The organism is Prosthecobacter sp. Pr1 (genome assembly GCF_057652315.1).
Window position 1 is genome coordinate 1 of record NZ_JBYFBS010000020.1, and the last position, 26654, is coordinate 26654.

At 61.3% G+C, this 26654-nt stretch carries 23 protein-coding genes and 3 pseudogenes; 2 read left to right on the top strand and 24 right to left on the bottom strand.

All coding sequences use genetic code 11. From position 1 onward, the window contains the following. The 15 genes from AC24GY_RS24275 to AC24GY_RS24345 all read right to left on the bottom strand — a co-directional run. The coding region (locus AC24GY_RS24275) for a transposase family protein (protein ID WP_487688217.1) at positions 1-241 on the bottom strand (241 nt) is incomplete at its 3' end. 211 nt (positions 242-452) lie between these two features. After that, positions 453-2288, bottom strand: coding sequence for a hypothetical protein (locus AC24GY_RS24280; RefSeq protein WP_487688219.1), 1836 nt, complete (start codon positions 2286-2288; stop codon positions 453-455). Beyond that, a complete protein-coding gene (locus tag AC24GY_RS24285; RefSeq protein ID WP_422319036.1) occupies positions 2285-2656 on the bottom strand; it encodes a hypothetical protein in 372 nt (123 codons plus the stop codon). The genes AC24GY_RS24280 and AC24GY_RS24285 overlap by 4 nt, the downstream gene beginning before the upstream one ends. Before the next feature lie 7 nt (positions 2657-2663). Further along, on the bottom strand, positions 2664-3884 hold the full coding sequence (locus AC24GY_RS24290; protein ID WP_487688221.1) for a type II secretion system F family protein: 1221 nt from the start codon (positions 3882-3884) through the stop codon (positions 2664-2666). Positions 3885-3891: 7 nt separating this feature from the next. Further along, positions 3892-5415, bottom strand: a complete 1524-nt coding sequence (locus AC24GY_RS24295) for a GspE/PulE family protein (protein ID WP_487688224.1) — start codon at positions 5413-5415, stop codon at positions 3892-3894. Further along, complete coding sequence (locus AC24GY_RS24300) at positions 5412-6551, bottom strand: type IV pilus twitching motility protein PilT (RefSeq protein WP_487688226.1); 1140 nt, start codon at positions 6549-6551, stop codon at positions 5412-5414. Before AC24GY_RS24300 ends, AC24GY_RS24295 begins: the two co-directional genes overlap by 4 nt. Next, complete coding sequence (locus tag AC24GY_RS24305; protein ID WP_487688228.1) at positions 6548-7051, bottom strand: Fur family transcriptional regulator; 504 nt, start codon at positions 7049-7051, stop codon at positions 6548-6550. The genes AC24GY_RS24300 and AC24GY_RS24305 overlap by 4 nt, the downstream gene beginning before the upstream one ends. 12 nt (positions 7052-7063) lie before the next feature. After that, positions 7064-7738, bottom strand: coding sequence for a hypothetical protein (locus tag AC24GY_RS24310; RefSeq protein ID WP_487688231.1), 675 nt, complete (start codon positions 7736-7738; stop codon positions 7064-7066). Positions 7739-7758: 20 nt separating this feature from the next. Next, the gene (locus AC24GY_RS24315) at positions 7759-8919 is read right to left on the bottom strand and encodes a CobW family GTP-binding protein (RefSeq protein ID WP_487688234.1); all 1161 of its coding nucleotides are present in this window, start codon (positions 8917-8919) and stop codon (positions 7759-7761) included. Between the two features lie 8 nt (positions 8920-8927). Beyond that, a complete protein-coding gene (locus AC24GY_RS24320) occupies positions 8928-9527 on the bottom strand; it encodes a hypothetical protein (RefSeq protein ID WP_487688236.1) in 600 nt (199 codons plus the stop codon). After that, positions 9524-10861 carry a hypothetical protein gene (locus AC24GY_RS24325; protein WP_487688239.1) on the bottom strand — a complete coding sequence of 446 codons (1338 nt, stop codon included), beginning with the start codon at positions 10859-10861 and terminating at the stop codon, positions 9524-9526. The genes AC24GY_RS24320 and AC24GY_RS24325 overlap by 4 nt, the downstream gene beginning before the upstream one ends. Beyond that, a complete protein-coding gene (locus AC24GY_RS24330) occupies positions 10858-11907 on the bottom strand; it encodes a prepilin-type N-terminal cleavage/methylation domain-containing protein (RefSeq protein WP_487688241.1) in 1050 nt (349 codons plus the stop codon). The genes AC24GY_RS24325 and AC24GY_RS24330 overlap by 4 nt, the downstream gene beginning before the upstream one ends. Continuing rightward, positions 11904-12512, bottom strand: coding sequence for a hypothetical protein (locus AC24GY_RS24335; protein ID WP_487688243.1), 609 nt, complete (start codon positions 12510-12512; stop codon positions 11904-11906). The genes AC24GY_RS24330 and AC24GY_RS24335 overlap by 4 nt, the downstream gene beginning before the upstream one ends. 128 nt (positions 12513-12640) lie before the next feature. Further along, on the bottom strand, positions 12641-13429 hold the full coding sequence (locus AC24GY_RS24340) for a type II secretion system protein (protein WP_487688246.1): 789 nt from the start codon (positions 13427-13429) through the stop codon (positions 12641-12643). A gap of 105 nt (positions 13430-13534) precedes the next feature. Beyond that, positions 13535-13762 carry a hypothetical protein gene (locus AC24GY_RS24345; protein WP_422320666.1) on the bottom strand — a complete coding sequence of 76 codons (228 nt, stop codon included), beginning with the start codon at positions 13760-13762 and terminating at the stop codon, positions 13535-13537. Positions 13763-13899: 137 nt separating this feature from the next. Between AC24GY_RS24345 and AC24GY_RS24350 the strand changes: the two are divergent. Further along, positions 13900-15091: pseudogene (locus AC24GY_RS24350) on the top strand (CobW family GTP-binding protein). Between the two features lie 138 nt (positions 15092-15229). Here AC24GY_RS24350 and AC24GY_RS24355 read toward each other — a convergent pair. Further along, a complete protein-coding gene (locus AC24GY_RS24355; protein WP_487688248.1) occupies positions 15230-15445 on the bottom strand; it encodes a helix-turn-helix domain-containing protein in 216 nt (71 codons plus the stop codon). Positions 15446-15559: 114 nt separating this feature from the next. On the opposite strand from AC24GY_RS24355, the pseudogene AC24GY_RS24360 reads away from it, so the two are divergent. Then, positions 15560-16087, top strand: a pseudogene (locus AC24GY_RS24360) (IS630 family transposase); the annotation flags it as partial. 115 nt (positions 16088-16202) lie between these two features. Here AC24GY_RS24360 and AC24GY_RS24365 read toward each other — a convergent pair. From AC24GY_RS24365 to AC24GY_RS24400, 8 genes and pseudogenes are all read right to left on the bottom strand, one after another. After that, on the bottom strand, positions 16203-17207 hold the full coding sequence (locus tag AC24GY_RS24365) for a cysteine synthase A (protein WP_487688252.1): 1005 nt from the start codon (positions 17205-17207) through the stop codon (positions 16203-16205). Positions 17208-17481: 274 nt separating this feature from the next. Next, complete coding sequence (epsC, locus tag AC24GY_RS24370) at positions 17482-18429, bottom strand: serine O-acetyltransferase EpsC (RefSeq protein ID WP_422320664.1); 948 nt, start codon at positions 18427-18429, stop codon at positions 17482-17484. 3 nt (positions 18430-18432) lie between these two features. After that, positions 18433-18963, bottom strand: coding sequence for a rhodanese-like domain-containing protein (locus AC24GY_RS24375; RefSeq protein WP_487688255.1), 531 nt, complete (start codon positions 18961-18963; stop codon positions 18433-18435). Positions 18964-18969: 6 nt separating this feature from the next. Beyond that, a complete protein-coding gene (locus AC24GY_RS24380; protein ID WP_487688257.1) occupies positions 18970-20742 on the bottom strand; it encodes a SufS family cysteine desulfurase in 1773 nt (590 codons plus the stop codon). Beyond that, positions 20723-21604, bottom strand: a pseudogene (locus AC24GY_RS24385) (family 2A encapsulin nanocompartment shell protein); the annotation flags it as partial. The gene AC24GY_RS24380 and the pseudogene AC24GY_RS24385, both read right to left, overlap by 20 nt. 393 nt (positions 21605-21997) lie before the next feature. Next, positions 21998-22471 (bottom strand): helix-turn-helix domain-containing protein, encoded by a 474-nt coding sequence (locus tag AC24GY_RS24390; protein ID WP_422314970.1) that lies wholly within the window; start codon positions 22469-22471, stop codon positions 21998-22000. 204 nt (positions 22472-22675) lie between these two features. Then, positions 22676-24040: a DUF1501 domain-containing protein gene (locus tag AC24GY_RS24395; RefSeq protein ID WP_487688260.1), complete on the bottom strand. Its 1365-nt coding sequence runs from the start codon at positions 24038-24040 to the stop codon at positions 22676-22678. A 14-nt stretch (positions 24041-24054) separates the two neighbouring features. Beyond that, positions 24055-26634: a PSD1 and planctomycete cytochrome C domain-containing protein gene (locus tag AC24GY_RS24400; protein WP_487688262.1), complete on the bottom strand. Its 2580-nt coding sequence runs from the start codon at positions 26632-26634 to the stop codon at positions 24055-24057. Positions 26635-26654 lie beyond the last annotated feature (20 nt).

Below are 26654 nucleotides of genomic sequence, written 5' to 3' on the forward strand. Positions count from 1 at the left end.
GCAGCGCCAGCAGCACGTTGCGAAAGACATCGTGCGAGGACGCGCCGTTCTCCAGCACCAGAAAACCGCGCAGCCAGGCCAGCTGTGTCTGGGCAAAGTCCTCCATGTCGGTGAAGCTGTCGCAGTCACAGAGCACCGCGCAAAAGGCCACCATGAGCACCTCGTCAAGCCAGTGCAAAACCTTGCCCTGCTGACGCAGGTCAGGAACCTCGGCGAACCGCGCCTGAAGGGACTTCAACATCTGCTGCTGCCTCGCTTCGGGGCAATCGGACAATGGAATGGGTGGCATTCATACTGTCATCATCCGCTGTGGAAATTTGTACAGCGGATTGTTCCTCCCCCAACTCTTTCTATTCTCCACATTCTCTCTCTCTGTTCATGCGTAAGCCCTGATTGATGGCAGATTGTTAATAATACCGCCTTGATCTTGTTCTTGGCGTCAAGTAATCGCATCAGTTTCGTCCTCGAATGACGTCCATCAGCGTTCTCTTTTTGGGCTTTGGTGGCTCTTCGGACACAGGAAGGGCGCGTGGAGGATTGGGTGGCTGGAGGTTTTTTTGCAGGCGTTCATTCACTTCGTTCTCGGTGGTGAAGGACTGGAGGGCCCTCACGTTGTTGGCGTCGAGTACGTCTTTGCTGACGATGGCGCCGCCGTCTTTGGGATCGACGAGATGAGGACAGATCAGCAGGACGAGTTCATCCCGCGTCTTGGCGTTCTGACGCTTGCCGAAGAGCGCGCCGATGACGGGGATGTTGCCGAGAAAGGGCACCTGCGCCCGTGTGTCGTTGAAGTTGGTGTCAATGAGGCCGCCGATGACGACAGGCACCTGGTCTCGGGCAACGACAGTGCCGCTGACGGTGCGTGACTGCACGGTGTCGACGGTCTGGCTGGTGAAGCCGGTGTTGCTGGGCACGAGGACGGAAGCGCCGCCGACGTTGATGTTGGAGTTCTCCTGCAGCAGACGCAGGGTGACGGTCTTGTCAGCGTTGATGTTGGGCGTGATGAGGAGCGTTGTCCCCACGGGACGAAATTCAATGTTGGTGCTGCCGCCTGTGACGAGGGTGTTGTTTGCACTGGGCACAATGGTGCCGCCATTGAAGCTGCGGTTCAGCGGGCGTTCCTCACCGATGAACAGACGGCTGACTTCGTTATTGGCGATGAGCAGCGTGGGGGTGGAGACGGTGCGCACCTGGCCCTTTTCCTCCAAGATCTGAATGCGGGCGCTGAAATTGCTGCTGGCAAAGCTAAAGGTCAAATTTCCAGCCTGCACTGGATTGCTTCCAAAGCCGGCACGGAAGCGTCCATTGTCGAACAGGTAATCCACGGCGCTGCTGTAACCCTGATTCAAGCTTACCCGGAGAATCTTGACCTCCAGGAGCACGGTCGGGGTCGGCACATCGACGCTGATGAAGAGCGCCTTGATCTGCTCCATGGCGCGACTGTCGCTGGTTCGGACGATGACTTTGTTGAGGCGCTGGATGACGGTGACGTAGATGTCCACGCGGTCTTCAAGCAACTGCTGCACGGCGGCATCACGCTCGACCGAGGCTGATGCCTCCAGTGCCTGAACCTGCTCAGCACTGAGCCCCTCCAATGGGCGCAGTTGCGTCTGGTTTGGATTGTTTCCAATGGAATTGCTCTGATTTTGGAGGCCGAAGCCTGCGGAGCTGAGCGAATTCAAACTGCTCATGGAGCTTCGTCCAAGGCCGCCGCTCATGCCGTTGATGTTGCCTGAGCCTCCGGCGGTTGTGCTGCCGCCGTTCTGGGAGGTCCCGAGATGCTGGCTGCGTCCGTCCACGACATCAAAACGCTGAAAGCGCTGCTGCAGTTCCTGAGTAGTCTGGAACTCCTGCTGCATGGTGTTCTGGTTCATTCGCACACGAATGCCGAAGAGATCACGAATGGAGCGGCCGAAGTCGTTCGCGTTTGGAAAGCGCATGTCGAAGACCTCGGTGAGCTCCTCCTGAAAGCTGCCAAGGTCGCGCTTGTATTCCTCGGGAGTATGGATGCGAATGATGCCGTCCTTTTCGTCATCGCGGAACCAAAGGTTGTGGGAGCGGCAGAGGGCTTCGATGGCAGAGCGAGGCTCGACGTTGGTGAGGTAGAGGCTGACGGGTGTTTTGCCTGCCTCCACGGAGGCCACGACATTCAGGCCGCTGGCTTCGGCCAGGATGCGGGCGGCATCTGCCAGCGGCACCTGGCGGAGATCAATAAGCTCCACGCGCGAGGTCTGCGCATGAGCGGTCAGGGAGAGCAGGCTGAGGGCGAGGATGAAAAAATGCTTCATTGGAGTCGGAGGGTTTGCTTGAGCGGCAGGACTTCGATGGTGGCGCTCTCTTTGGTGAGTTCGCTGAGCTGGAGACTGATGTGGCTGAATTCCCCGGAGAGGCTGAGCGTGCCGCCCTGCTTGAGCGTATATATCTGCTTGTTCACCTCGATGATGATGAGGCCATGGCCGGTTTGATTGATGATCTTGCCGCGCATGAGGATGGCGGGGATGCTCGCCTCGCTGGCCTTGTTCTGAAGGGTGGCCATGAGCAGCTGCTGAAGCGCTGCATCTGGCACCGTGGGATCTGGGGCAGTCCTGGGTGGTGAGGGTGTCTGCGCAGATGCCAGCGAGGCGAGCAGGAGCGCGGTGAGAAGCAGGTGTTTCATCAATGATTTAGCGGATGTTGTTGCCAGGGCCGGTGGCGGCGAAGAGGGCCATGAAGAAGGAGATGTAGACGTAGCCCACCACGGTGCCGACGGTGACAATGACGGCTGGTTCGATGAGCGCGGTGAGGCGCTTGATGAGGCGGTCGAGCTGGGCCTCGTGAAAGCGTGCTACTTCATCCAGGACGTTGTCGAGAGTGCCTGAGGATTCGCCCACGGCGATCATGCGCGGGAGCATGGGCATGAAGCCGTGCGGGCGGCTCAAGTGCCGCGCCAGCGGCTCGCCTTGCATGACCTGCTCCCGGGCGGTGGTCACGATGTCGGCGAGGCGGCGGTTGCCCATGAGCCGTTCAGTGACGCGCAGCGCCTCAATGAGGGTGACGCCGCTGCTGAGCAGTGCCGAGAAGCTGGTGGCAAACAGGGCGGTGCCTGCGGTGCGGAAGGCTTTGCCGAGGAGGGGGATGCGCAGCGCGAGCGCATCAATGACGGCACGTCCAGGCGGCCAGAGAAAGAGCATCACGAGAGCGAGGACGGATGACACGGCAATGATGACCGTGGTGACGCCGTTGATTTGAATCCAGTCGCTGATGTCGAGCAGACGCTGGGTCATCGGCGGCAGCTTCTTGCCCATCGCCCGCAGGAAGACCTGCAGCTTTGGCAGCACTCCGATGACCATGTAAACCGCCAGCCCGATGGCAAGCAGGAAGACGATGGCCGGATACATGAGCGTGGTGAGCAAGCTGGCGCGCAGCGTGCGCTTTTTCTCCAGAGCCATGGCGGCACGCTCCAGCACGGGGCCGAGATGGCCGGTCTGCTCGCCCACGCTGACGAGCTGCACGACGAGGCGGTTGAAGCATGCATGCTGGGCCAGCGCATCTGCAAAGGTGCGCCCGCTTTCGATGGCGGTGACCACCTCCTCCCACACTCTGCGAAGACGGCCACGCTCCGACTGTTCCGCGACAAGCCGAAGTGCGCCCAGCAAGGTGAGCCCGCTGCGCAAAAGCGTGGCGAGCTGATAGAGGCTGATCTCGATGTCGAGCGAGCGAATCCACAGCAGTTCGGAGGGCTTCCAGCCGCGTGAGTGGGCCGGCTGCTGCGCCTCCTCAAGACCAATCACCGTCAGGCCACGTCCGCGCAGTTCGGCTGCGGCAGCTGCGCTGGAGGCGGATTCCAGTTCACCCGAGAGACGGGAACCTGCGGCATCGAGAACGTTGTAGAGGAAGGCGGGCATGGGGAGTTTACCAGACGGTCACGGCGCTGCGCACGTCATTCATGGTCACGCTGCCGGCGCGCAGTTTATCGGCGGCATCGTGGACGAGCAGCGGCAGGTTGCGCAGGCGCATGGATTCATTCAGGGCCGCCTCATCCGCACCACGCGCGATCATCTGCGACCACTGCTCATCAACCGGCAGCATTTCAAACAGACCCATGCGGCCGATGAAACCGCGCCCGGCGCAGTAGAGGCAGCCCTGCGGCTCAAAACCATCCAGCCCCTCCAGTTCCGGCTGCGCGAGCAGGGCCGCTTCTCCGGTGCGGATCGCGCGCGGCTGAATGCAATGCCCGCAGCATTTGCGCACCAGCCGCTGCGCCACGGCAAGGCGCAGCGTGGAGGCGATGAGGAAACGCTCCACACCCATCTCGGCCAGACGCACCACCGCTCCGGCGGCTGAGTTTGTGTGCAGCGTGGAGAAGACCAGATGGCCGGTGAGCGCGGCTTTGATGGCGATGTCCGCCGTCTCACGATCACGAATCTCACCGATCATCACGACATCAGGATCATGCCGCAGCACGCTGCGCAGGGCGCTGGCGAAGTTGACCTTGTCGGCGCTGTCCACTTCCACTTGCACAAGGCCGGGGATTTCATTTTCGATGGGATCTTCGATGGTGATGATGTTCTGCACCTCGGCGGCAATGAGTTCACGCAGCGCGGCATAGAGGGTGGTTGTCTTGCCGGAGCCGGTGGGACCGGTGAGCAGGATGAGGCCGTGCGGCTTGGCGATGGCCTCGCTGAACATGGCGTGATGCGTGGCGCTCATGCCCAGAGCACCGAGACTGAAGCGGCTGCTGTCCACGGCGAGCAGGCGCAGCGTGAGGCGCTCGCCATGCCTGGTGGGGATGGTGGCCACGCGCACATCGACCACCAGGCCGCGTGCTCCGGCTTCGCTATGACGGAAAGCACCATCCTGCGAGGCGCGACGTTCGGCGATGTTCAGCCCGGCGATGATCTTGAAGCGGTTGAGCAAAGCACCATGCACGCTCATGGGCAGGCGGTAGGCCTCCTCCAGCACACCATCGACGCGCAGGCGCACCTGCAGCTCCTTTTCCCCCGGATTGAAATGGATGTCGGAAGCCTGGCGCAGCATGCCAGCACGGAGGATTTCATTGGCGAGCTGCGTGGCGTCGGAATCGCCGTCTCCCGCATCCAGGCTGGCGGCGGCCTGTCCGCGCTCTGTGTAGCGTGTGAGCGTGCTGGTCCCGGCCTGGGGGGCATCGCGGTAAAGCCGGTCAAGAGCGCGGCCGAGTGATGCGGGCTCTGCCACCACCGCACGCAGGGGGTGCTCAAAGTAACGCTGCAAGGTGCGGAGTGCTGCTTCATCATCCTGATGCTGGCAGGCCAGCCACACATGCCCCTCATGCACGGCAAAGGGCAGGAGTCTTCGTCTCAAGGCGATGCTCGCAGGCAGACGCAAGGCCTGCACCGAATCAATGCGCACGGCATCGAGATCGAGCAATGTCTGCGGTTTGTGAGGTGCGGGGGTCATGCGGATGCGGCGGAACGTGTCCTCATGCGGCTGGCGCGCTCAAACACCTGAGCTGGCTTTCGGGCGAGGGCATTGATGGTCTGCTCGGAGATGTCTCCACGCAGGTAGAGCGTGGCGAGGCTGTGCTCCATGGTCTGCATGCCCTGCTGCGTGCCGGACTCCATGGCAGAGTAGATCTGGTTGCTCTTGCCCGTGGCAATGAGGTTCGCCACGGCCTGGCTGGCCATCAAAATCTCCGCCGCGAGGACGCGACGGCCCTTGGGTTCTGCGGTATCGCTGCCGCGTTGTTTTCGTCCAGGACCGTCCGCGACGACGAGATGCTGGGCGACGACGGCACGCAGCACGAGGGCGAGCTGGCGGCGGATGCCGTCCTGCTCGCCCGCAGGAAACACAGACACCATGCGCTCGATGGCTCCCACGCAATCGCCCGCGTGGACGGTGGTGAAAACGAGATGTCCGGTCTCCGCAGCGGTGATGGCGGTGCGGATGGTGGTGAGGTCGCGAATTTCGCCGACGAGGATGACATCGGGGTCCTGCCGCATGGCAGCGACGAGCGCGTCATTGAAGCTGGGTGTGTCGAGCCCGAGCTGGCGCTGATTCACCAGCGCGAGATTGGAGTGATGCACATACTCCACCGGGTCTTCGATCGTGATGAGATGGCAGCGCCGCGTTTGATTGATGTGATCCAGCAGCGTGGCAAGCGTGGTCGTCTTGCCGGAACCCGTCGGACCTGCGATGACAACGAGGCCATAGGGCTGCAGGCAGAGCTGGTTCAGCGACTCCGGCAGCCCCAGCTCCGACAGCGGGCGAAAGCGGTCATCCAGACGACGCAGTGCTAGATGGATGCGGCCGCGAACCTTGTAAATGTTGATGCGGAAGCGCACGCCGCGCCGGCTGGTGAGGGCCCCATCGTAGCTGCCGGTGTCACGGACCACCGGACCGCTTGACTGGCCGGTAATTTCGCGCGCCCAGCGCTCCATTTGAGATTCCGGGATGGCTGGCGAAGATTCATCTGACCTGAGCACACCCTGCACACGGAAGTAGGGCGGGGCATCACTGGCGAGATGCAGGTCCGAGGCACCGAGGTCGAGACAACGGTCGAGCAGGGGTTCAAGTTGTTGGGCAGGCACGCTCATCGTATTTGGTGAGTGCGGCGTTCCTGCGGCACGTCATGGCCCTCCGTGCAGTGCGGGCACAAGCCGAAAAACTCCAGTTCATGGCGCACGGCTTTCCAGCCTGAGTTTGCGGCGATCTGCTGCTCCATGCTGAATAGCTCGGGCGGTGTCTGCACGGGCTGGAGTTCACCACAGTTCGTACAGACGAGGTAGTCCGGCTGCGGGCCGGGCCGGATGATCTGAAAGTACTGCGCACGTTCGCCGAGATGCATGCGCCGCACCACGCCTGCCTGCTCCAGCTTCAACATCAGGCGGTAGAGTGTCACGGGGTTGAATTCCTTCAGGCTGGTCAAGTCTGCCCAGTAGGCGATGGCGGCAGGGGCAGAGTGCGCGGTCATCGCGTGAATCAGGCTGCGCAGGGCGGGGGTGCGCCTGACCCCGCGCTCATGAAGCCTGCCAAGAATCTCCTCAGCCGTACGGGCGGAGGCGTCTGCATTTGCGCTGTCATGATGAGTGTCCATGCGGAAGAGGGATCAGTTCAGAGCGGCGTGGCTTTTCTCCTGCCGAAGCCGGGATGGCCTGATCGTCTGCTGAGAAGCATGGTGTGTTGGATTGTGGCCGGATGTGCCATGAAACATGTTTTTGGCACGCGGTGCGGCAGCCCCCTGCTGTGCAAGGGCGCGCAGCCATTTTGTGGCCTGTGGTGCGGGCAGCCAGGGGCTGCCCTTTGGCAGTCTGCCGAGCATGTGGCGGCACTGACTGCGGTAGTCCGCACCCTGGCACGCGAGGATCCAGTCTTCGTAGTCTGCCAGCCAGGTGGCAAAGACCTGCGCGCCTTTCATGGTGGAGGCCGTGTCGTGGCTGAGCACCTCGGGCTGGTAGCTGCCGGGGATCACCGGCTCATGCAGATGATGCGAGGTGCAGCGGCCTGAGGTGCGCACAAAGAGAAAGCCGGGCTGCGGATCATGAGCGCCGGGATACCAGCCAGCGCAGGCACCATGAAGCTCGATGATGCCTCCACGGTAATCGAGCCGATAACAACTCGTGCCCTTCAATCCGGGGGATGGCAGTTTGATGAAGCCGTGCTGTATAAGCAGATTGCCACTCGTCATCACATCACGGCCCCAGAAGAACATCTGCTGAAGCAGCGCGGCTTTGAAGTCGCTCAGGAGTACACGCTGGCGGGAAATGGGGATGTCTTGTGACATGGATGGAAGGGGCTGGCTCATCACACGCGCAGGAGGGTTTTGGGCCATGGGTCGTCGAAGGTCTCGCCGCGCTTCCATGCGGTGGTTTCGCCGTCGGTGCAGAAGCATGTCTTGAGGTCTTGCACGAAGATGGCGCGGTCGTGCGCGGTGCCGATCACCGTCAGTTCGCAGGCGCGGTCGCCGAATTCGGGGTGGGTGCCTTGGAGCATGTCATGCAGAATGGCGATTTCCTCCGGCACGAGTTTGCCATCGGGATTGGTCACGAGCGCCGCTTTCCAGTAGGCCATGAGCTCCATCTCGATGCTGCCGGCGGCTTGATTCCACAGCAGGACATCGCGATCCCGTGAGGGCATCCAGATGAATCCTTTGCTGCGGTGGATGCCTGCGCCGAGTCGCTCGCGGAACAGGGTCCAAAGCCGACGTGGATGCAGCGGACGAGGATCGGTGATGACGGTGCTGCCGAGGTCATAGCTGGCGGCATCACCCACGTCATCATGCTGCCAGCCGGCGGCGAGATGTTGTGCCCGATCCATGTCGAAGCTGCCGGTGCCGAGGATCAACTGAGGCTTGATCCTGCCGTAGTTGACTGAGTAAAGCGCTGCGGAGGGATTGAGTGTTGTGAGGTGTTGGGCCATCCATTCGATGGCCTCGGGGATCACTTTCTCGGTCTTGGTGATCAAGATCACATTCGCCAGGCGGATCTGTGCCGACAGCAGAGGAGCCTGGGGCTGAGTGGCCTCACGGAGCATGCGCCCGCCGCCGTAGTCCTCCATGAATGCTTTCGCATCAATGAGCGTGACAAAAGTGTCGAGCTTGAACTCAGGCCGTGCGCTGATCTCCTGGATCAGAGGCCCGGGATGCGTGCTGCCGGAGGTTTCGATGATGACGTGATCCAGGTCATCGCGCCCGCGCCAGGCATCAAGAACGTTTGAAAACGCCCCGCGCTGCGTGCCGCTGATGCTGCCGGTGTGGATGCTGGCGAAGTTGCCGCGCTGTTCATTGAATCCTTCGGGGTCGCGCACCAGGTCGCCATCCACTTCCAGCTCGCTGAGGTCATTGACGATCACGCCGAGGCGCGTTCCCTTGGCTTCACGCAGGAGACGGCGCAGCAGTGTGGTTTTGCCTGAACCCAGGAAGCCGGAGAGCACGGTGATCGGGAGGGTGTGGGGGCTGTCGCTCATCAGGTGCATCACAGGCGAAGGCGCAGCGTCCACTCGCGCACGGGGCTTTGGTTTTGAGGTTCCGCCATGCTCAGGCTCAGCGGCAGGCAGGCGCTGCCTTCAAAGTCGGGCAGGGCCATCAGCGTGGCCTGCACGCCGCTCCAACTGCCGAGAAAGCGCACCTGCCACACACTGTCAGCATTCGTGGTATGGCTTTGTTTGACGGCAGCTCCACGTGTGGTGCCGGGGGTGGGGGCGGATTGTTTGGCGGAGGGGCCTTCATCCACCATGGTCATGCCGTGCTTGCGCAGCAATGCGCCGATCATCACGACGGCTTCGGAGCGTTGCATGGCATCGCTGCCGCCTTCGCCGAAGGCGGCCAGTTTGCGCTTCAAGTCCGCCTGCTCGGTCTTCAGGCGTTGCAGGTCCGCGCCGAGCGCCTGCGGATTCAACCTCATGGGACCGACTTCTTCACGCAATTTGTCGCGCTGCAGGCTGGCCTTGGTCAGGGCGCTGAGATGACCGCCATTGATGAAGACAGCATAAACCGCCAGCACCAGCGCACCCGGCAGCACCAGGAGCAGGAAGCGTTCACGCGCGGTGAGCGAGGGCTTGTTCTTCGGCTTCATGGTGTGCTGGAGGCTTGAGTGTTTGAGCCGGTTGGGGAGCTGCCATCAAGCCTCAGCGGAATCTCAAAATCCCAGGTCGGCGTGCCGCCCGCGAGCCGTGCCGTGGTGCGTGCCGGGCGCACGCTCCAGCCTAACGGCGTGAGGCGTGCGCCAAGCGTGCGCGAGAACTCGGCGGCAAGTTCCTGATGCGTGCAGAGGCCGGAGATCAGCGCCTCCATGCCGGTGTAGCGGGAGCCTGCCGGGCTGCCGGAACCGGCGGGCTCCTTCAAGCTGCGCACCAGCAGGCCGGAGGGCCGCAACTCGCCCACGGCGGCAAGCATCGCGCCAAAACCGCGCAAGGCCTGGCTTTGCAGGCGGCGGGCGGATTCCAATTCGGTGCGCAGCTTGCTGATGTCTGCGGAAGCTTGCTTCAGCTCAGCACGCTGTTTGGCCACAGCACCGAGTGTTTTGACCTCCTCCTGCACCTGGTGAAGCTGCCGCTCTGAGATCCACCAGTGTGCAAAGCACAGCGCAAGGGCGATGGCCGCCGTGCTCACGGACAACCACACACGCTTCACTGCGCTCATCGGTTGTGCCGGCGGCAGCAGCACCGGGACAGAGGGCGTGGGCGCGTTGAGAGCCTGATGCCATGACGTGAGCCACGAGCGCAGCGTTTCATCTTCATGCAGGCTGTGCACCTCGCAGTCCGTGACGAGCGCCTGCGGCTTTGCAGTCAGCATCATGCGCGCGCTGCCCGTGGCGGGAAAACGCGCCAGCACCGACGTGAGCGGCGCGCTTTCATCGACCGCCAGAATGTCGAACGCGCCACTGGCCCGGTGAATGAAGATCAAATCATGCCAGAGCTCGAAGCGCTCCGCCACCGTGCCAAGCTGGATGACAAGGCCGCCCGGATGAGCGATGCCCTCCAGCCGCGCGCCCCGCCGCAAGACTTCAGCCTCGATCTCGCCGCGCATCCGCTGGCTGATCTGGGTCACCCACCAGGCCTCCGCGCCGCTTGCCGCCGCCATACGACAGGCAGCGGTCTGGCTCGTCATCGCAGGCAGTCCGGTCAGCGCCTCCGCTTCAAACGCGAGCGCTGAGGAAAGCTCTGCTTCATTCAAGCCCAGCAAACGCCCCGGTGAAGTCTCCACGATGGCCGTGGCGGCGGCAGTCGTCAGCACCCAGACACGACGTGGAGCAGCCTTCACCAGCCCAAGAGCCGCCAGCGTGAGCGAAGCCACATCCACTCCATGCGCAGGCGGCACCGCGTGCCCCATGCCGCGCAGCACACCGCGCGAATTGAAATCACCGCGCGCGATCAAGTGGGGAGTGACGAGGAGGATCGTGCGGCTCATGGGACAGTTATGACGAGTGTCCGGTTGTTTTGGCCGGGGCGGAGCATGAGGTATGCAGGTGGTGACTTGGGGTCATCCGTCAATGGATTGGCGTCGTCTTCGAAGTAGGCTCTCACCGCGCACGGTCCAATAGTGACAGGTATGCCTGAACCATCTTCCGGGAAGGAAAATGACATTGTCACGATTGACGCCATACCCGGTGTGGCCTGTACCAGCGATTTTTTCACCCTAATATTGCCACTGTTAGGATCTGGGCCGAACAGTCGCACAAAGATGTTGCGACTCGGAGCTGGTGGCGAAATCACGCCTGTGGCATTCCGAAACTCTACTTGAACGGTTAATTCTGAGTTATAGGAGGTCGCTTCAAACGCTATACTCTGATCAGCATCATACGCATCCACACCTCCAACCGCCCCATCCCGTCCATAGCTGATGATTTGATCAATCGGATCGCCTGCGCCAACAGCCCCTCCGCCGTTTAGAAGGCTATCGTTGGGGAAACCTGGAACGAGACCAACGGGTGTCACCAACTGCGCTCCCCAGCCATCTCGTGGTAGGAAATTTCCAGGGGGCAAACGGAGGTAAGGTCCACGCCAGCCAACGCCGAGCCGGATGGTGTCTGCACTGACTTTGGCAGGAGGCATGGGGTCTTCAGCATCTGCTTCTTCCTCTGGAGTGCAATTCGAGGTGATCGCCGGGAGCACTTGATATGCAGCCATACCAGCAGGCTGCTGGACGAGTTCAGCCAGGGTCAAAACGGTGCCTCCGTCCACCACTTCAGCCACCGCCTTCGGCAAGCGTCCCGTGTCAGCGACAAACCCCGTGTAAAGCAGAGTTCCATCTGTGTCGCGCAGGTTGGCAGGCCCGATCACTGCATCGCGGATGTTTTCCAGCGTGCGCTGGGTGGCTTCGTAGCGGGCCTGATCTGCCACGCCGCTGGTGCTGGTGATGGCGACGGTGGAGAGCACGACGAGGATGGTCAGCACGACCAGCAGCTCAAGCAGGGTGAGGCCGCTTTGGTGGAGAGATGGGCGGTGGATTTTCATGAGCGGGTGTCCGCCACGCGGAGAAAAAGAAGCACGTCATCGCCACAATCAGCGAGGGCGGGCATGGTCACGATGGGGGGCGTGTCGATGACGCCGTCCTTGCCGCCGGAGACGATGCGGATGTGCTGTGCATCCGGGGTTTGGATCACGATGGGGCTGCCCCAGGCATCCAGCACGGCGGGGTCGGTGGCGCTGCCATAGGCGTCATTGGTACCGTAGCGTGCACCGCTGCCCAGCAGATAGGGGCCACGCCAGCCGATGCGCGTGCTGGGATCAAAGTCAGGCCAGCCCGCACGTGGCACAAACAGCTCGGCCATGGTCTGGGGCAGGTCGGCATCGCGCTGCGCCAGGTCGGGCCACAAGCCTTTCTGACCATTCACGCCCAGGATCGCCGCGCGCACCTGCAGCAGGGTCTGCTCTGTGGCAATTTGTTGCGCTGTCTTGCGGTCGCCAGCAAAGCCAAGACGCAGGTCGCTCACGTTTGGCACGATGATTCCAGCCACGGCGATGAGCACCATCAGCACGACGAGCAGCTCAAGCAACGTCAGGCCCGCCACGCGGTGATGGCGTGCTGCGGCTCCGGCATTGTTGTGATCGCGGTGCATGTGCATGGACTGGCTGAGAGGGCGTGCGATGTTTAAAGAACCCCGCCCGGCTTGACCGGGCGGGGCCATGAGGCATCCCGCAGAAAGCGAAGTGCCGAAGACTTTGGCATCAGACGATGCCTGTCAGATTACAGCTGGTTTGCGTTGAAGAACTCAGAGACGTGATCGCCACCATTGGCGAGGCCGTCGTCATGCATGGCGAGCACCCCGATGAAAACAGCTTTGTCCAAGGCTGTGCCGTCATTCGCCACTTTGTAGATGGCAAGATAGCGGGCATAGACGACGTCAGGACCCGAGCCTGCCACATCACCAAAGTGATACGGCGCCTCATTGGTCGTGCGGCCAATCAGTTCGCTCTTCTGACCGATGCCGAGGGCAACGTAGGTATCACCTGCGCCACCATCAGGACGCAGAAGCCCTTCGACGGTAGCTTCCGTGGCAACAGCGACGGAAGGCGTGCCTGCCGAGAGGTCGAGGTCAGCGGCAGCGTCATACGGGTTGAAGGTGGTGTTGCCACCAGCCGTATCAAGGTTCGCCTTCGTGTCATAGAGCCCCGCAAGCGACGTGATTCCCGCATTGAACAGAGCATCACGTGTGCCTGCCGTCAGCGCTGTGGCGGTGAGGCCAGTCGTGCCGGGCAGATAGTCAACCAGTGCCACGCCGTTGACAAGATTGTCAAGGTTCGCGGGCTGCTTGAAGTAGATCTGCTCAAACTCCTGGATGCGCTTGTTCGCTTCCGGGATGTTGGTGGACGCTGCCGCCGTGTGAGCACGCGTGAGCATGTTTGGCAACTGCGGGATGAGAATGCCGGCGAGGGCAATCAGGATGACCAGGACGACCAGGAGCTCGATGAGCGTCAGGCCTTGCTGGTTGTAACGACGCGCCAGGCGTGTCGCGAGAATATGGGATACCTTCATTTTCTTTGTCTGTGTGTTGGTTTGTGTGTGAAGGGCTCCGGGTTCTGCGACCTCCGGCCTCGATTGTTTTCCGGCGGTGTTTGTCACCGCCCGAAAGGCTGTGCCTCAGTGCGCGCCGGTGAGCGGCATGGGACCGAAATGGATGGAAAAAAGCTCCTTGCTGCGCGGGCAGCGAATCTCAATGCGGTTCCCGCGCCGGACGAAAAGCAGCCGGCCTGCGCCGGAGCGGAACTCACCTTCGGAAAGCTCACAGATCGTCCCGTCCGCGCGCTCCACCGACAGGATGAGGGGGGCGGGTTTTCGAGATGTGTTGGGAGAACCAGCATGAGACATGTGCAGAGCAGGGATTTCAAAAATGAACTGAAAAGAGGCCGGAAGTAGTGGCCGATGTGTCCATTCGATAACGCATATAAGTTGCAATATGTCAATATCTATTGCAACATATTTGCGTTATAAGGTTCCACGCATTCATGCACATACTGACTCCGAAACTCCCAGTCACCGTCCTCTCCGGCTTCCTCGGAGCTGGGAAGACCACCTTGCTCAATCACATCCTGCGAAACCGCGAGGGACGCAGAGTTGCCCTCATCGTGAATGACATGAGCGAGGTCAATGTGGATGCCCAGCTGGTGAAAGCAGGCGATGCCCAGCTCTCCCGTACTGAGGAGAAAATGGTGGAGATGAGCAACGCCTGCATCTGCTGTACCCTGCGGGAAAACCTGCTCAAGGAGGTCTCAAAACTGGCCCGTGAAGGCCGCTTCGACGCTCTGCTCATTGAGTCCACAGGAGTCTCCGAACCGATGCCCGTGGCCGAAACGTTCACCTTTCAGGATGAGGAGGGCCGGTCGCTGTCTGATCTCGCGCAACTCGACACCATGGTCACCGTGGTCGATGCACGCAACTTCCTGAATGACTACTACAGCACCGAAGATCTTCAGCAGCGCGGGCAGGCGGTGTCCAAGGAAGACGGACGTACGATTGTCCATTTGCTGACGGATCAGATTGAATTCGCCAACGTCATCCTCATCAATAAAACCGATGTCGTAAGCGCCGAGGAACTCGGCGATATTCGTGGTGTCATCCAGGCTTTGAATCCGAAGGCCAAGGTCTATGAAACTCGTCAATCCGAAGTGCCGCTGAATGCCGTGCTGAGCACCGGCCTCTACGCACAAGAGGAGTCGGAGCAGGCTGAAGGCTGGCTGGATTCCTTGAACAGTCACACGCCGGAGACGGAGGAGTATGGCATCAGCAGCTTTATCTACCGTGCCCGGCGGCCATTTCATCTGCAGCGTTTTGACGCCTTCATGCGTGCAGCATGGGAGGGCGTCATCCGGGCCAAAGGCATGTTCTGGCTTGCCACACGCATGGAACTCGCAGGCTGCATCTCTCAGGCCGGTGTGCTGAGGGACACCCGCGCCATGGGCATGTTCTGGTCAGCCGTGGGTCGTGATGAATGCCCCAAGGATCCCGCAGCACAGGCAGAAATTGAAGCCAAATCTGCAAGAGCCCCACGGAGACCGCCGCATCGAAATCGTACTGATCGGGCGTGAAATGGATCAAGCCGCACTCACAGCACAGCTCGATGCCTGCCAGCTCAATGACGCCGAAATGATGGGTGGACCGCATACATGGCAACAGCTGCCTGATCCATTCCCATCTTGAATTGTAGTGAATGAGTCGGAGGAATAAAGAAACGCGAGCAGACACGCAGGCGACTTTCTCCTCGATGGCGAAACCGCAGGAGCCCCCTTCCATGCCTTCGACCTGCTAACCCGTGCAGCATGAGGGGCCAGAGCCTGGTCACATGCCAGCTAGCAAATCAGGCCACGAACAATCAAGCGCTTTGCGTAGCCGAGCTAGCATCTCTACCCCAGGGTTGGCCGCTCCCGCCTCAATTCGTTGAAGCTGCCGCCGGTCAATTTGCGATTGCTCCGCAAGCTCTTCCTGCGTCAAACCCATCGCCATCCGTAACCGGTTGACGTTTTTTTCAAGGATTTGCCGAATGCGGAGTGCCACGAACGCGATTAATGACTAAAGCGGCATAATTGTCGGCGGCAGGAATGGCGCTTTTACGCCTGCATCACAAAATGACCGGGGCAAGCATGCGCCGATCAAAGAAGGCAATCCAAACTAAGGCTGCTCATCGTCTTCGTTGACGAGTCGGGGCTGAGCACCCGCCCGCACCGGGTGCGCACCTGGGCCCCACGCGGACAGACCCCTGTGCTGCATGAGACCTTCAACTGGAAGAGCCTCTCCATCATTGGAGGCATCACCCTGTGGAGCTTCTGCTTCCGCATCCATGCCGGCAGCATCAAGAGCGAAGAGGTGGTGGAGTTCCTCAAGGCGCTGCACCGCCATCTCAAAGGTGCCAGGCTGCTGGTCATCTGGGACGGTGCGCCCATCCATCGTTCGCGGGTGGTCAGCGAGTTCATCACATCAACCAACGGAGGTATTGCCGTGGAGCGGCTGCCAGCCCATGCCCCGGAGCTCAATCCGGTTGAATACATGTGGGCGCATCTCAAGCAGCATGAGATAGGCAACCTGATCGTGCGGGAGGCCTGGCAGTTGAGCATGCAGGCGACAGCGGCCCTGCGCAGAATGCGCCGCAGACACCGCATCCTCACCGCTTGCTTCGCTCAGGCAGAACTCTGGCCTTAATGTCAGGCTATTATGCAAATCTCAATAGTGAATGGATTATGACCTGAAGCTGTCGAAATTTTTCTGAATTTAAGTCTGTAATGAATGAGGTTTTGGTTTTTTGTTTGGAACCTTGCTACCCGACGGCTTTGTCGATCGGAAAATCGGGGTCCAGGCCGTTGGCTTTCAGCCAGGCTTTGTTGAAGAGTTTTGACTGATACTTGTGCCCGGAGTCACAGAGGATGGTGACAATGGTGGCTCCGGGGCCGTGCTCCTGGGCAAAGCGGACGGCACCGCCGATGTTGATGCCGCTGCTGAGGCCCAGAAAAAGCCCCTCTTCGTGCAGGAGCTGATAGACGATGCTGAGCGCGGTCTGGTCGTCGATGCGGTAGGCTTTGTCCACACTGAGGCCTTCGATGTTTTTGGTCACACGCATCTGGCCGATGCCTTCGGCGAAGGAATCGCCATCGTCGGTGTCAGTGTTGCCATTCGTGAACCATGACCACATGGCGGCCCCGTAGGGATCGGCGCAAACAGCGGCGACTTTGGCATTCTGCTCCTTCAAATACTGGCTGGTGCCTGCCAGGGTGCCGCCGGTGCCAATGGAGGCCACGAAGGCAGTGACTTCACCCTTGGTCTGCCGCCAGATCTCCGGACCGGTGCTGTGATAGTGGGCATCGCGATTGGCAGTGTTGTCGAACTGATTGGCCCAAAACCAGCCGTTTTCTTCGGCCAGGCGGCGCGCGACGTGGTTGTAGTTGCCAGGATCGCTGTAGGGCTGCGCAGGCACGGGACGGACCTCCGCGCCGAGTGTGCTCAGCAGGGTGATCTTTTCTGGCGACTGCGTCTCTGGAATGACGATGACGGATTTGTAGCCGCGGGCGTGGCCGATGACGGTGAGGCCGATGCCGGTGTTGCCTGCGGTGCCCTCAACAATCGTGTCGCCCCGCTTGAGCAGGCCTTTCTTTTCCGCATCGGTGATGATGCCGTAGGCGGCGCGATCTTTGACGGAGCCGCCGGGGTTCATGAACTCGGCTTTGCCGAGGACCTCGCAGCCCGTGATTTCGGACAGGCGGTTCAGACGGATGAGCGGGGTGTTGCCCACGTGATGATCGATGCCGTGATAAGTTTTGGGACTCATGGATTTGGGGAAGCGTTTTGGGGACGGCTTCCGGTGGTCCGGTCAGGCATCAAGGAAAGAGGCTAAGGATGATGAGCGGAGAGTCAAGGGGGCAAGGTGGCTGCGCCGACAAGGAGTCAGGGATGCTGCCCAAGGACACTCGATGGACGTGCATCGGAGCCCTTTTCACCACGGCCTGCCGCACCATCGTCAAATCATCACGCAATCGAGGAAGTCTGCGACGAACTCATTCTGCGGATGTTCGCGAAGCTTCTGGGGGTGACCGATTGCCCTCTCAAATGATGAACTCGCCGATCTCCTTCTTGTTCTTCCTGGCGTTCTTGTTCATGATCTCAAGCCCGGCTTCTTTGGTGACGACCAGGGAGTTGGCCGGGACACTGTGCATGAGGAAGACGTTTGCACCGATGGTGCTGCCTTCACCGATGACGGTCTCGCCGCCGAGAATGGTGGAGTTCGGGTAGATGGTCACGTTGTCCTCCACGTCGGGGTGGCGTTTGCTGCCGCGAATGATCTGACCGCTGTCGTCCTTGGCAAAGCTGCGGGCTCCGAGCGTCACGCCATGGTAGAGCTTCACATTATTGCCGATCTTGCAGGTCTCGCCAATGACGACACCGGTGCCGTGGTCGATGAAGAAGTGCGTGCCGATGCTCGCGCCGGGGTGGATGTCGATGCCCGTGCGTGAGTGCGCCCATTCCGTCATCATCCGCGGAATGATGGGGGCACCTTCTTTGTACAAACGATGCGCGAGGCGCTGGATGGCGATGGCTTCAAGAAAGGGGAAGGAGAGAATGATCTCCTCCTGCATGCGCACGCTGGGATCTCCCGCCAGGGCGGCTTCGACATCATGCTTGAGCAGTTCACGCACGGCGGGGATGGCCTTCACGAATCGTTTCATGATGGGCACCGTCTTGCCGGTGGGAAGATCCGGATTACCAATCCGCACGGCCTTGCGCACCTGCTCCTGCAGACGGCGCACCACGGAGAGCATGCGCTCCACCGTGACCTGCGCGAGCGTGCCGTCCGGGATGGCATCGTGATCGTGAAAGCCGGGGAAGAGAAGCTGCAGCAGGTCTTCGCAGACCTGGTTTACCGCGCCTTTGGATGGCAGGTTGCTGGAGCTGTTCTCGTTGAAGCCGCCGAAGCGCTCATACGAGGCGAGCAGTTCGGGGATGTGCCAGTCGGCGAGGGCGAGCGCGGGGTTCTTCGTTTTGCGGGAAGACATGAACTATGCTTTCTGATTCCACGGGGCTTTGGCAAGCAGCAAACCCATGCCGCACCAGTCGGTGATGCCGGCAAAGATGAGCCCTGCGCCCACAAAGCCTGAGAGCCAGACAGAGGAGGGATTGACAAACTGTGAGAGCAGCACGCCGGTGAGCACGATGGAACCTGCCGCAATGCGCACCTGGCGCTCCAGGCTGATGACCTTCGTGGTGCCACGGGTCACGGGCAGATCCGCCTCAAGCCAGGCGAGCGTGCCGCCTTCGACGACGACGGAGTTTGGGAAGCCGGCCTTTGCGAGCCGATCGGCGGCCTTGGTGGCGCGCTGGCCGCTGCGGCAGAGGATGTACAAGGGCTTCTCAAGGCTGAGGTTTTGAGTCTCGTACAAAGTGGCGGGATCGAGGGAATCCAGGGGAACGCTCTTGGCCACAGTGACATGCACCTCGGCGAACTCGACCGGCGTGCGCACGTCAATGACGTTTTGCGAGGCATTGTCCTGCAGCAGTTCGTGCAGCGCGGAGGCGGTGATGGTGGACATGGCGAATCAGCGTTTGGGGAGTTGATGGAGCGCGGCGACGAGGGCATCGACCTCGCTGAACGTGTTATAAAATGCCAGCGAAGGGCGGACGGTTGTATCCTGGCCAAAATGACGCTGCGCGGGCAGGGCGCAGTGGTGTCCGGCACGCACGGCGATGCCCTGCTTGTCCAGGTGCTTGGCGATGGCGTCATTTGAGACTCCGGGGATGATGAAGGAGAGCACGCTGGCCTTGTTGGCGGCGGTGCCGATGGGCCGCAATCCGGGCACGGTGCTGAGCGCATGCTGGGCGTATTCCAGCAGCGAGTGCTCATACGCGGCGATGGCGGGAATGCCGACGCGGAAGAGGTAGTCGATGGCGGCACCGAGGCCGACAACGCCCGCGATGTCGGGCGTGCCTGCTTCGAATTTTTCAGGCACCGGGCGGTAGATCGTCTTCTCAAAGGTGACGTCCTGAATCATGTGGCCGCCGCCCTGCCACGGGGGCATTTCATTAAGCAGGTGCTTCTTGCCATACAGCGCACCGATGCCGGTGGGGCCGAAGATTTTATGCGCGCTGAAGACGAAGAAGTCGGCATCCAGCGCGGTGACATTGATCGGGATATGGGGCGTGGACTGCGCGCCATCGACCAGCACCACCGCACCGACGGCATGCGCCAGCGGGATGATCTGCTCCACGGGATTGACCGTGCCGAGTGCATTGGAAACATGTGTGACGCTGACGATCCTCGTGCGCTCATTGAGCAGTTTGGCAAATTCTTCGAGGATCAGCTCACCGCGATCATTGATGGGCGCGACGCGGATGACGGCACCCGTTTGCTGCGCGAGAAGCTGCCAGGGCACGATGTTGGCGTGATGCTCGAGCTGCGTGAGCAGGATCTCATCGCCCGCGCCGACGTTTTTGCGGCCGTAGCTGTTCGCCACGAGATTGATGGCTTCCGTGGTGCCGCGCAGGAAGACGATTTCCTTGGCATCTCCTGCTCCGAGAAACTGGCGTACTTTTTCACGCCCGGCTTCGAAGAGCTTTGTGGAGCGCTCTGCCAGCACATGCGCGGCGCGGTGGATGTTGGAGTTGTCACGTCCGTAAAACTGCGCGGTGGCATCCAGCACGGCCTGCGGCTTGTGCGTGGTGGCGGCGTTGTCCAGATAGATGAGCGGGTGATCGTTCACACGCTGGTGCAGCGCGGGAAAGTCACGGCGCACGCCTTCCACATCAAAGGAACTCAGAGAGGCCTGTGGCGCAGGGAGCGTGGCTCCTTTGAGCCGCTGCAGGAAGTAAAAGTCCTGATCATCGGACACCTGGATCGTCTGCGGAAAGGAAGGCGCGCGCTTCAGTGTGTGCAGGTCGTTTTCCACCGGCACATCCTGGTTTCGCGTGCCAAGCAGATCGCTGTAGTAGCTGGGCTCGCCGTATTCAAAGGAGTTCGTGTCGCCACGTGCATGCCCGCCGGAAGGCGGCTGCTCAGACTGTTTCGACTGCGGCTCTTCCTTGGGCGCGACCACCGTGGGGTGCACGGGTGGCGCGGATGAAGTGGTGGTGGGAAAGCCGCCGTTCAGCCCCGCATCACGCGAGTCTGCCGATGGCGGCGCAGCCTGCGGCGTCACGGGGAGCTGCGTGGGCAGTCCCGCGATGGTCGTGGGCAGCGTGGCGGGGGACTCAGGTGCCTGAGGCCGGCCGCCATGAAAGAGTTCTCCTGCAAGCCGGGCGATGAGCGCGGTGTCTTCCACGCCTGCATCGCCGGTGGCAAAGGGCGACGTGAGATCAAGCCTTGGGATAGACATACTCGTGGTAGTTGGTCACCGAAACGTTTTCCAGCAGGCCGATGGCGTCCTCGTCCAAGGCGGCGACGGAGAAGTAACGGGTCACGAGATGTGAGGCGATGGAGTTTTCATTGGTGCCCATGTAGCGCACAGAGAGACCGGGCTCGATCTCGCCCGTAACACCGGCTTTCTGCAGGCCCACGACACCGCGCTGGTTTTCACCCACACGGAGAAGCAGGATGCTGCTGGTGCCTTCCTTGCTCAGCGGCAGTTTGTCGCTCGGGATGAGCGGAATGCCACGCCAGGTGATGAACGGGGAGCCAAAGATGGAAACGGTGGGCGGTGGCACGCCGCGGCGCGTGGCCTCCCGACCAAACGCAGCGATGACCTTCGGATGCGCGAGGAAGAATGCAGGTTTCTTCCACACGAGCGAAAGCAGCTCGTCGAGATCATCCGGCGTGGGCGGGCCTTTGCGGGTTTGGATTTTCTGCTGCGGAGCCACGGTGTTCAGGATGCCGAACTTCGGATGAGTGAGGATCTCGCGCTCTTCCTTTTCCTTCAGCGCCTCCACGGTCAGGCGCACCTGCTCGCGGAGCTGGTCAAAGCGGTTGCTGTAAAGGTCCGTGATGCGCGTGTGCGTGTGCAGGATCGTCTGGATCGTGCTCAGGTGGTACTCACGCGGGTTCTCTTCATAATCGACAAAGGTGTTCGGCAGTCTCGGCTCGCCTTCATCCACGGTCAGCAGTTCGACGGTGGGCCCCGGCACTTTGGAAACCACACGGTTCACGCGGTAAACGCCGCCATCGACATCGACGTAGGGCAGGAGTTTCAGCAGCCAGCGCGGGGAGATTTCATCCCACTGCGGGGCGGTGACGGTGGCGGTGGCCAGATTGCGCGCGGCCTTGGCATTGAGAGCCGGGAAGGGATTGTCGGTAGTACTCATGGAGAGATGATGGTTTGAGGAAATGGAACGCCTGCGTGGATGAGCATCGCCTGCGTGAGTGGCTCGGCGATCCTTCAAGTGGGAACGGGCTTTGCCTCCGGTAGTCCAGTCGGCTCAGAAACACTTGGGAAAGCATCTCTTGATAATTGTCTGCGTTCCCTGTGTGAATTCGATTTAGCGAAGAATATGAAATGTGTCAAATAAGATGCTTTTTGGTAGGAATTGCGCTCGGAAAGTTCGAGACGATGCAGGTGTTTTTCCAATCGCCGGGGTCTGCCATTCTGACAGGGCAGGGAAGGCGGTGAATGCGGCAGATCCAGAAATGCACAGCGATCAAGCTGTCGCGCAAGACGAGCGGGCGGTCCTGGTGGTACATCGGCCTGCGCCCGCCACTTTCTCCGGCTGAGCGCTGACCAGCGCAGGCAGGGATGATGCAGCTGCGCGTTTCTTGGCTGAAGAGGCGGGCTGGAACTGCACGCGGAATGCCGATGAAGGGCTGAGGGTAAGCCATGCACGGCTGGCTGCGGAGGCATGCAGGCCCAGAAGCGCGGCGCACAGCCCGCCAGTGCGAAAGCGCTGGACGAGTTCCGTGAGGCTGCGGTGGCTGATCGCCGTGCTGCGGCGCACTTCGGAGACCGTCGCGCCTTCGTCGAGCAGCAGAAGTGATTTAGCGCGCTTGCGCACGCGGGCATCCGTGGCGGGATTTTCACTGACGATGGTGGCCAGCAGAGCCTGCTCTCCCGAGAGGCCGGTGAAGTTCAGCGTCTCCAGCAGGCTGGCAGCGGCACGACGGGCGATGGTTTTCATGGCGTAATACATGATTGTTTAGTCCTACTGTATAAGTGTGAGTTATGTTGCTGCTTTATTCCTACTCGTCAAATGGGAATAAATTTCTCGTGCAGCTTTCTCACACCGCGCGCCGCCGGCGCAGCAGCAGGGACAGTTAACAAACAAAAATGGTTCTGTTGTTATTTTGTCACAGTCCTGCACCGCCCCTGCGCCCTCTGCAGTTCACGCAAAAATTTCCCGCGCGACCTCCCCCGCCACATCCGTGAGGCGGAAGTCGCGTCCGGCATAGCGGTAGGTGAGGCGTTCGTGGTCCAGCCCCATGAGGGCCAGGATCGTGGCGTGGAGATCATTGGTGTGCATGCGGCCTGACACCGCCTTGATGCCGAGATCATCCGTGCTGCCGTGCACGTAGCCTTTTTTCAATCCTGCCCCGGTGAGGAACATCGGGTAGCCGGTGATGTTGTGATCGCGGCCATCCGGCCCCTGCATGGTGGGCAGCCGCCCGAATTCCGAGCCGAAGAGCACGAGTGTTTCATCGAGCAGCCCGCGCTGTTCCAGATCAGAGAGCAGCGCGGCGGTGGGCTGGTCCACGGAGCCGGTGCGGTCGATCAGGCCCTTGTGGAGGTTGTTGTGGTGGTCCCACCCACCCTGGCAGATTTCCACAAAACGCACGCCCGCCTCGCTGAGGCGACGTGCCATGAGGCACTGCCGCGCGAAGGCCGCCTTTGGTCCTTTATCGTTCACGCCATAGGCTTTCTGGATCTTCAGAGGCTCCTTCGAGATGTCGAGCAGTTCGGCAACCTTGCCCTGCATGCGGAAGGCGAGTTCATACGAGTCGATGATGGCCTCCACCGGATCTGGTGCGCCGGATTGGGCGGCGAAATCACGATTGAATGACTGAATGAGATCCAGCTGACGGCGCTGCTGGGGTGAGTTCGTGGCTGGCTTCAAATTGGGCAGGTATCCCTGATCGGTGATGCGCGTGCCTTGATAGTGCGCGGGCAGAAAGGCGCTGCCGTAATTCACCGCCCCACCGAAGTTCGGCGGCGGATTGACGGTGATGTAGCCGGGCAGATCCTGATTGGGCGTGCCGAGGCCGTAGAGCAGCCATGCTCCCAGGCTGGGCCGTGTCAGGGCCGCATTGGCGCTGCCGGTGTGCAGCTGCACCACGGCCTGCGGATGCGCGGGCGTGTCCGTGTGCAAGCCGCGCAGCCAGGTGAGCTTGTCCGCGTGTTTGGCGATGTTTGGCAGCAGCTCGGAGAACCACGAGCCGGTCTGTCCGTGCTGGCTGAACTGGAATTTTGATTTCGTGAGCGTGCCGCCGCCGGGGCCTGCTTTGCCATCGTGTTTGATCAGCTCGGGCTTGTACTCAAAGGTGTCGTGCTGGGACATGGAGCCTTCCATGAAGATGAAGATGATGCGCTTGGCCTTGGCGGTAAAATGCGGCTCATGGGGGGCGAGCGGCTTCAGCGGCCTGCCATTGCGGATGGCCTCGGCGGCCATGAGGCCGTTGAAAGCCATGTATCCAAATCCGGCTGCGGTGGTCTGCAGCGCGGTGCGGCGGGAGAAAAGGGGTCTGTGGTGCATGATGGTAGGAGATGTTAGCGGATGAAGCGGAATTCAGCGGAGGCGTACAGCGCCTGGGCCAGGCTCATCCACGCGGCGGATTTGGCGTCGGCTGGCACGGCTTCAGGCTCGGGAATGGCGGCGGCGCTGCGGTCCACGTCGTCGGCATTCGCCGGTGGGACTACGGCTGCACCCGCCTCCGTGGCGGCAGCGATCACCGCTGCGGGTTTGGAGGCAGGGGGCTTCGGCGTCGGCACGTAGCTCGCAGCCTGCTCGGCGACGAATCGCACCGCGCGCTTCTCATCGGCCGCGCTTGGTTCATGGCCCAGCGTGAGCTGCCAGATGTACGAGAGCCGCTGCTCGGCGGGCAGCTTCAATACACGCTCCGCCAGGGCGAGCGACTGATGCTGCACAAAGGATGAATTGAGCAGGAACAAAGCCTGCATGGGCACGGTGGTGTTCGCACGCTCGCCGGAGACGAGTGTTTGATCCACGGGGTCAAAGGCTTCGAGCGACTTCGGTGTCACGCCGCGCAGCAGCGGCAGATAAACACTGCGCTGCAGGCCGGAATCTGCCGCGATGTGGATGCCGGCGGCCTCGGGGCCGTTGTCGCGCATCTCGACCATGCGCAACCTGGTTACCGGAGAGACTTCTTCTTTGGGCACCAGCTTGCCGGAGATGGCCAGCATCGAATCCCGCAGCTCTTCCGCCGAAAGCCGGCGCGGCGAGTGGCGCCAGATGAAGCGATTGGCAGGATCCGCCTCCAGATGCCGCTCCGGTGCTGACGAGCCGAGACGATAAGCGTGGGAGAGCGTGAGCTCACGCACGAGCTTCTTGGTGGACCACCCCTGGCGGATGAACTCACCTGCAAGATGATCGAGCAGCTCGGGATGCGAAGGAAGGTCGCCATTGATCCCGAAATTATCCACGGTGGAAACGATGCCCGTGCCAAACAGGTGCTGCCATACGCGATTCACGATCACCCGCGCCGTGAGCGGGTTTTGCGGACTCGTGAGCCACTGGGCCAGCTGGAGGCGGCCGCTCTGCTCCTTGGGAATCTGCGGTGCATCCGGCACGGTGAAGGTGGTGAGGTAGCCGCGCGGGATCGCCGGGCCAAGACGCTCCGCCTCGCCGCGGATGCGAATTTCAGTGTCGGCGATCTGCTGTGAATCACGCACGCCATGCACGACGAAACCCTGAGCGGCAGGATCGGTGAGATCATGCAGTTCGTTTTGCAGCGCCTCAAAGCGCATGCGGAAAGGGCGCTGCGTCGGGCGGCCATCAGCGCCGGGTTTGAGTCCTTCCGGAGTGCCACGGATTCCTTCCCAGGCCTTCTTGGCTTCAGCGAGTCTGGCCTCGATATCTTTCACCTTCTCGGGCGGTGCCGGAGGCGGGCTGCCGGACAGTCGCACAAGGTTGGCCGGGTTGTAGTAGTCGAGTCCGCTGCCGCCCATCTTGTTGCGCACTCCTGCGCCATTCTCGGTGCTGGTGAAGATGCCCGCGAGTGCGTAGTAATCCGTCATGCGGATCGGATCAAACTTGTGATCGTGGCAGCGCGCGCAAGTAACCGTGAGAGCCAGCGTGGAGCGAGTCACGGCATCGATCTGCTCGTCCACGTTGTCCATGATGAAGCGGACCTTGAAGCGCTGGTTCACATCTTTGACCCCGAGTGCCAGGAAACCGGTGGCCGTGAGCAGGCGGTCACGTTCGTGGTTGTCTTGTGCCGGCAGCAGATCTCCGGCGATCTGCTCCTGAAGGAAGCGATCAAACGGCACATCACGGCGCACGGCGTCGATGACGTAATCCCGATACTTCCAGGCGTGAGGATACGGGATGTTGCGTGAGGGGCCGGTGGATTCGCCATAGCGCGCTACATCCAGCCAGTGGCGTCCCCAGCGCTCGCCGAAAGCCGGCGCTTCGAGCAGGCGGTCCACCACGCGGGCAAAAGCCGTCGATGATCGATCATGGAGGAAGTCTTCGATTTCCTGCGGTGCAGGCGGCAGTCCGGTCAGGTCGTAGGTCACGCGGCGGATGAGCGTGATGCGGTCCGCATCAGCCACAGGCGGAAGTTGTTGGTCCTCCAGTTTGGCGAGGACAAAGCGGTCCACATCACCTTCAGGCCACTGCGCATCCTTCACCGCAGGCACGGCGGGCTGCGTGAGCGGCTGCCAGGCCCAGTGCTTCTTTTTCAGAGCCTCCATTTCAGGATTGGGCGCCGTGAGGGAGGCGGGTATGCGTTCACGCGGCCAGACGGCTCCGTCTTTGATCCACGTGGTGAGATCCGCGATCTGCGCGGCGCTGAGCTTGTCGCCCTCCTTGGGCATGATCTTTTTCGGATCGCTGTGAACGATGCGCTGCAGCAGCAGGCTGGCGGACGGATCTCCCGCGACGACGGCCGGGCCGCTGTCTCCACCGGTGAGAAGGCCGTTGCGATCATCCACCCGCAGATTGCCAGAGGGTTTGGTGTCTGCCGCATGGCAGGTATAACAGTTGTCCGCAAGGATGGGGCGGATCTTCTTTTCAAAGAACTCGATCTTGGCCGTCTCGGGATCGGCGGCATGCAGCCATGGGCTGGCGAGTGTGAAGGTGAGCCACAGGAGAGGTCGGATTTTCATCGGGGTTCCAGCGAGGTAAA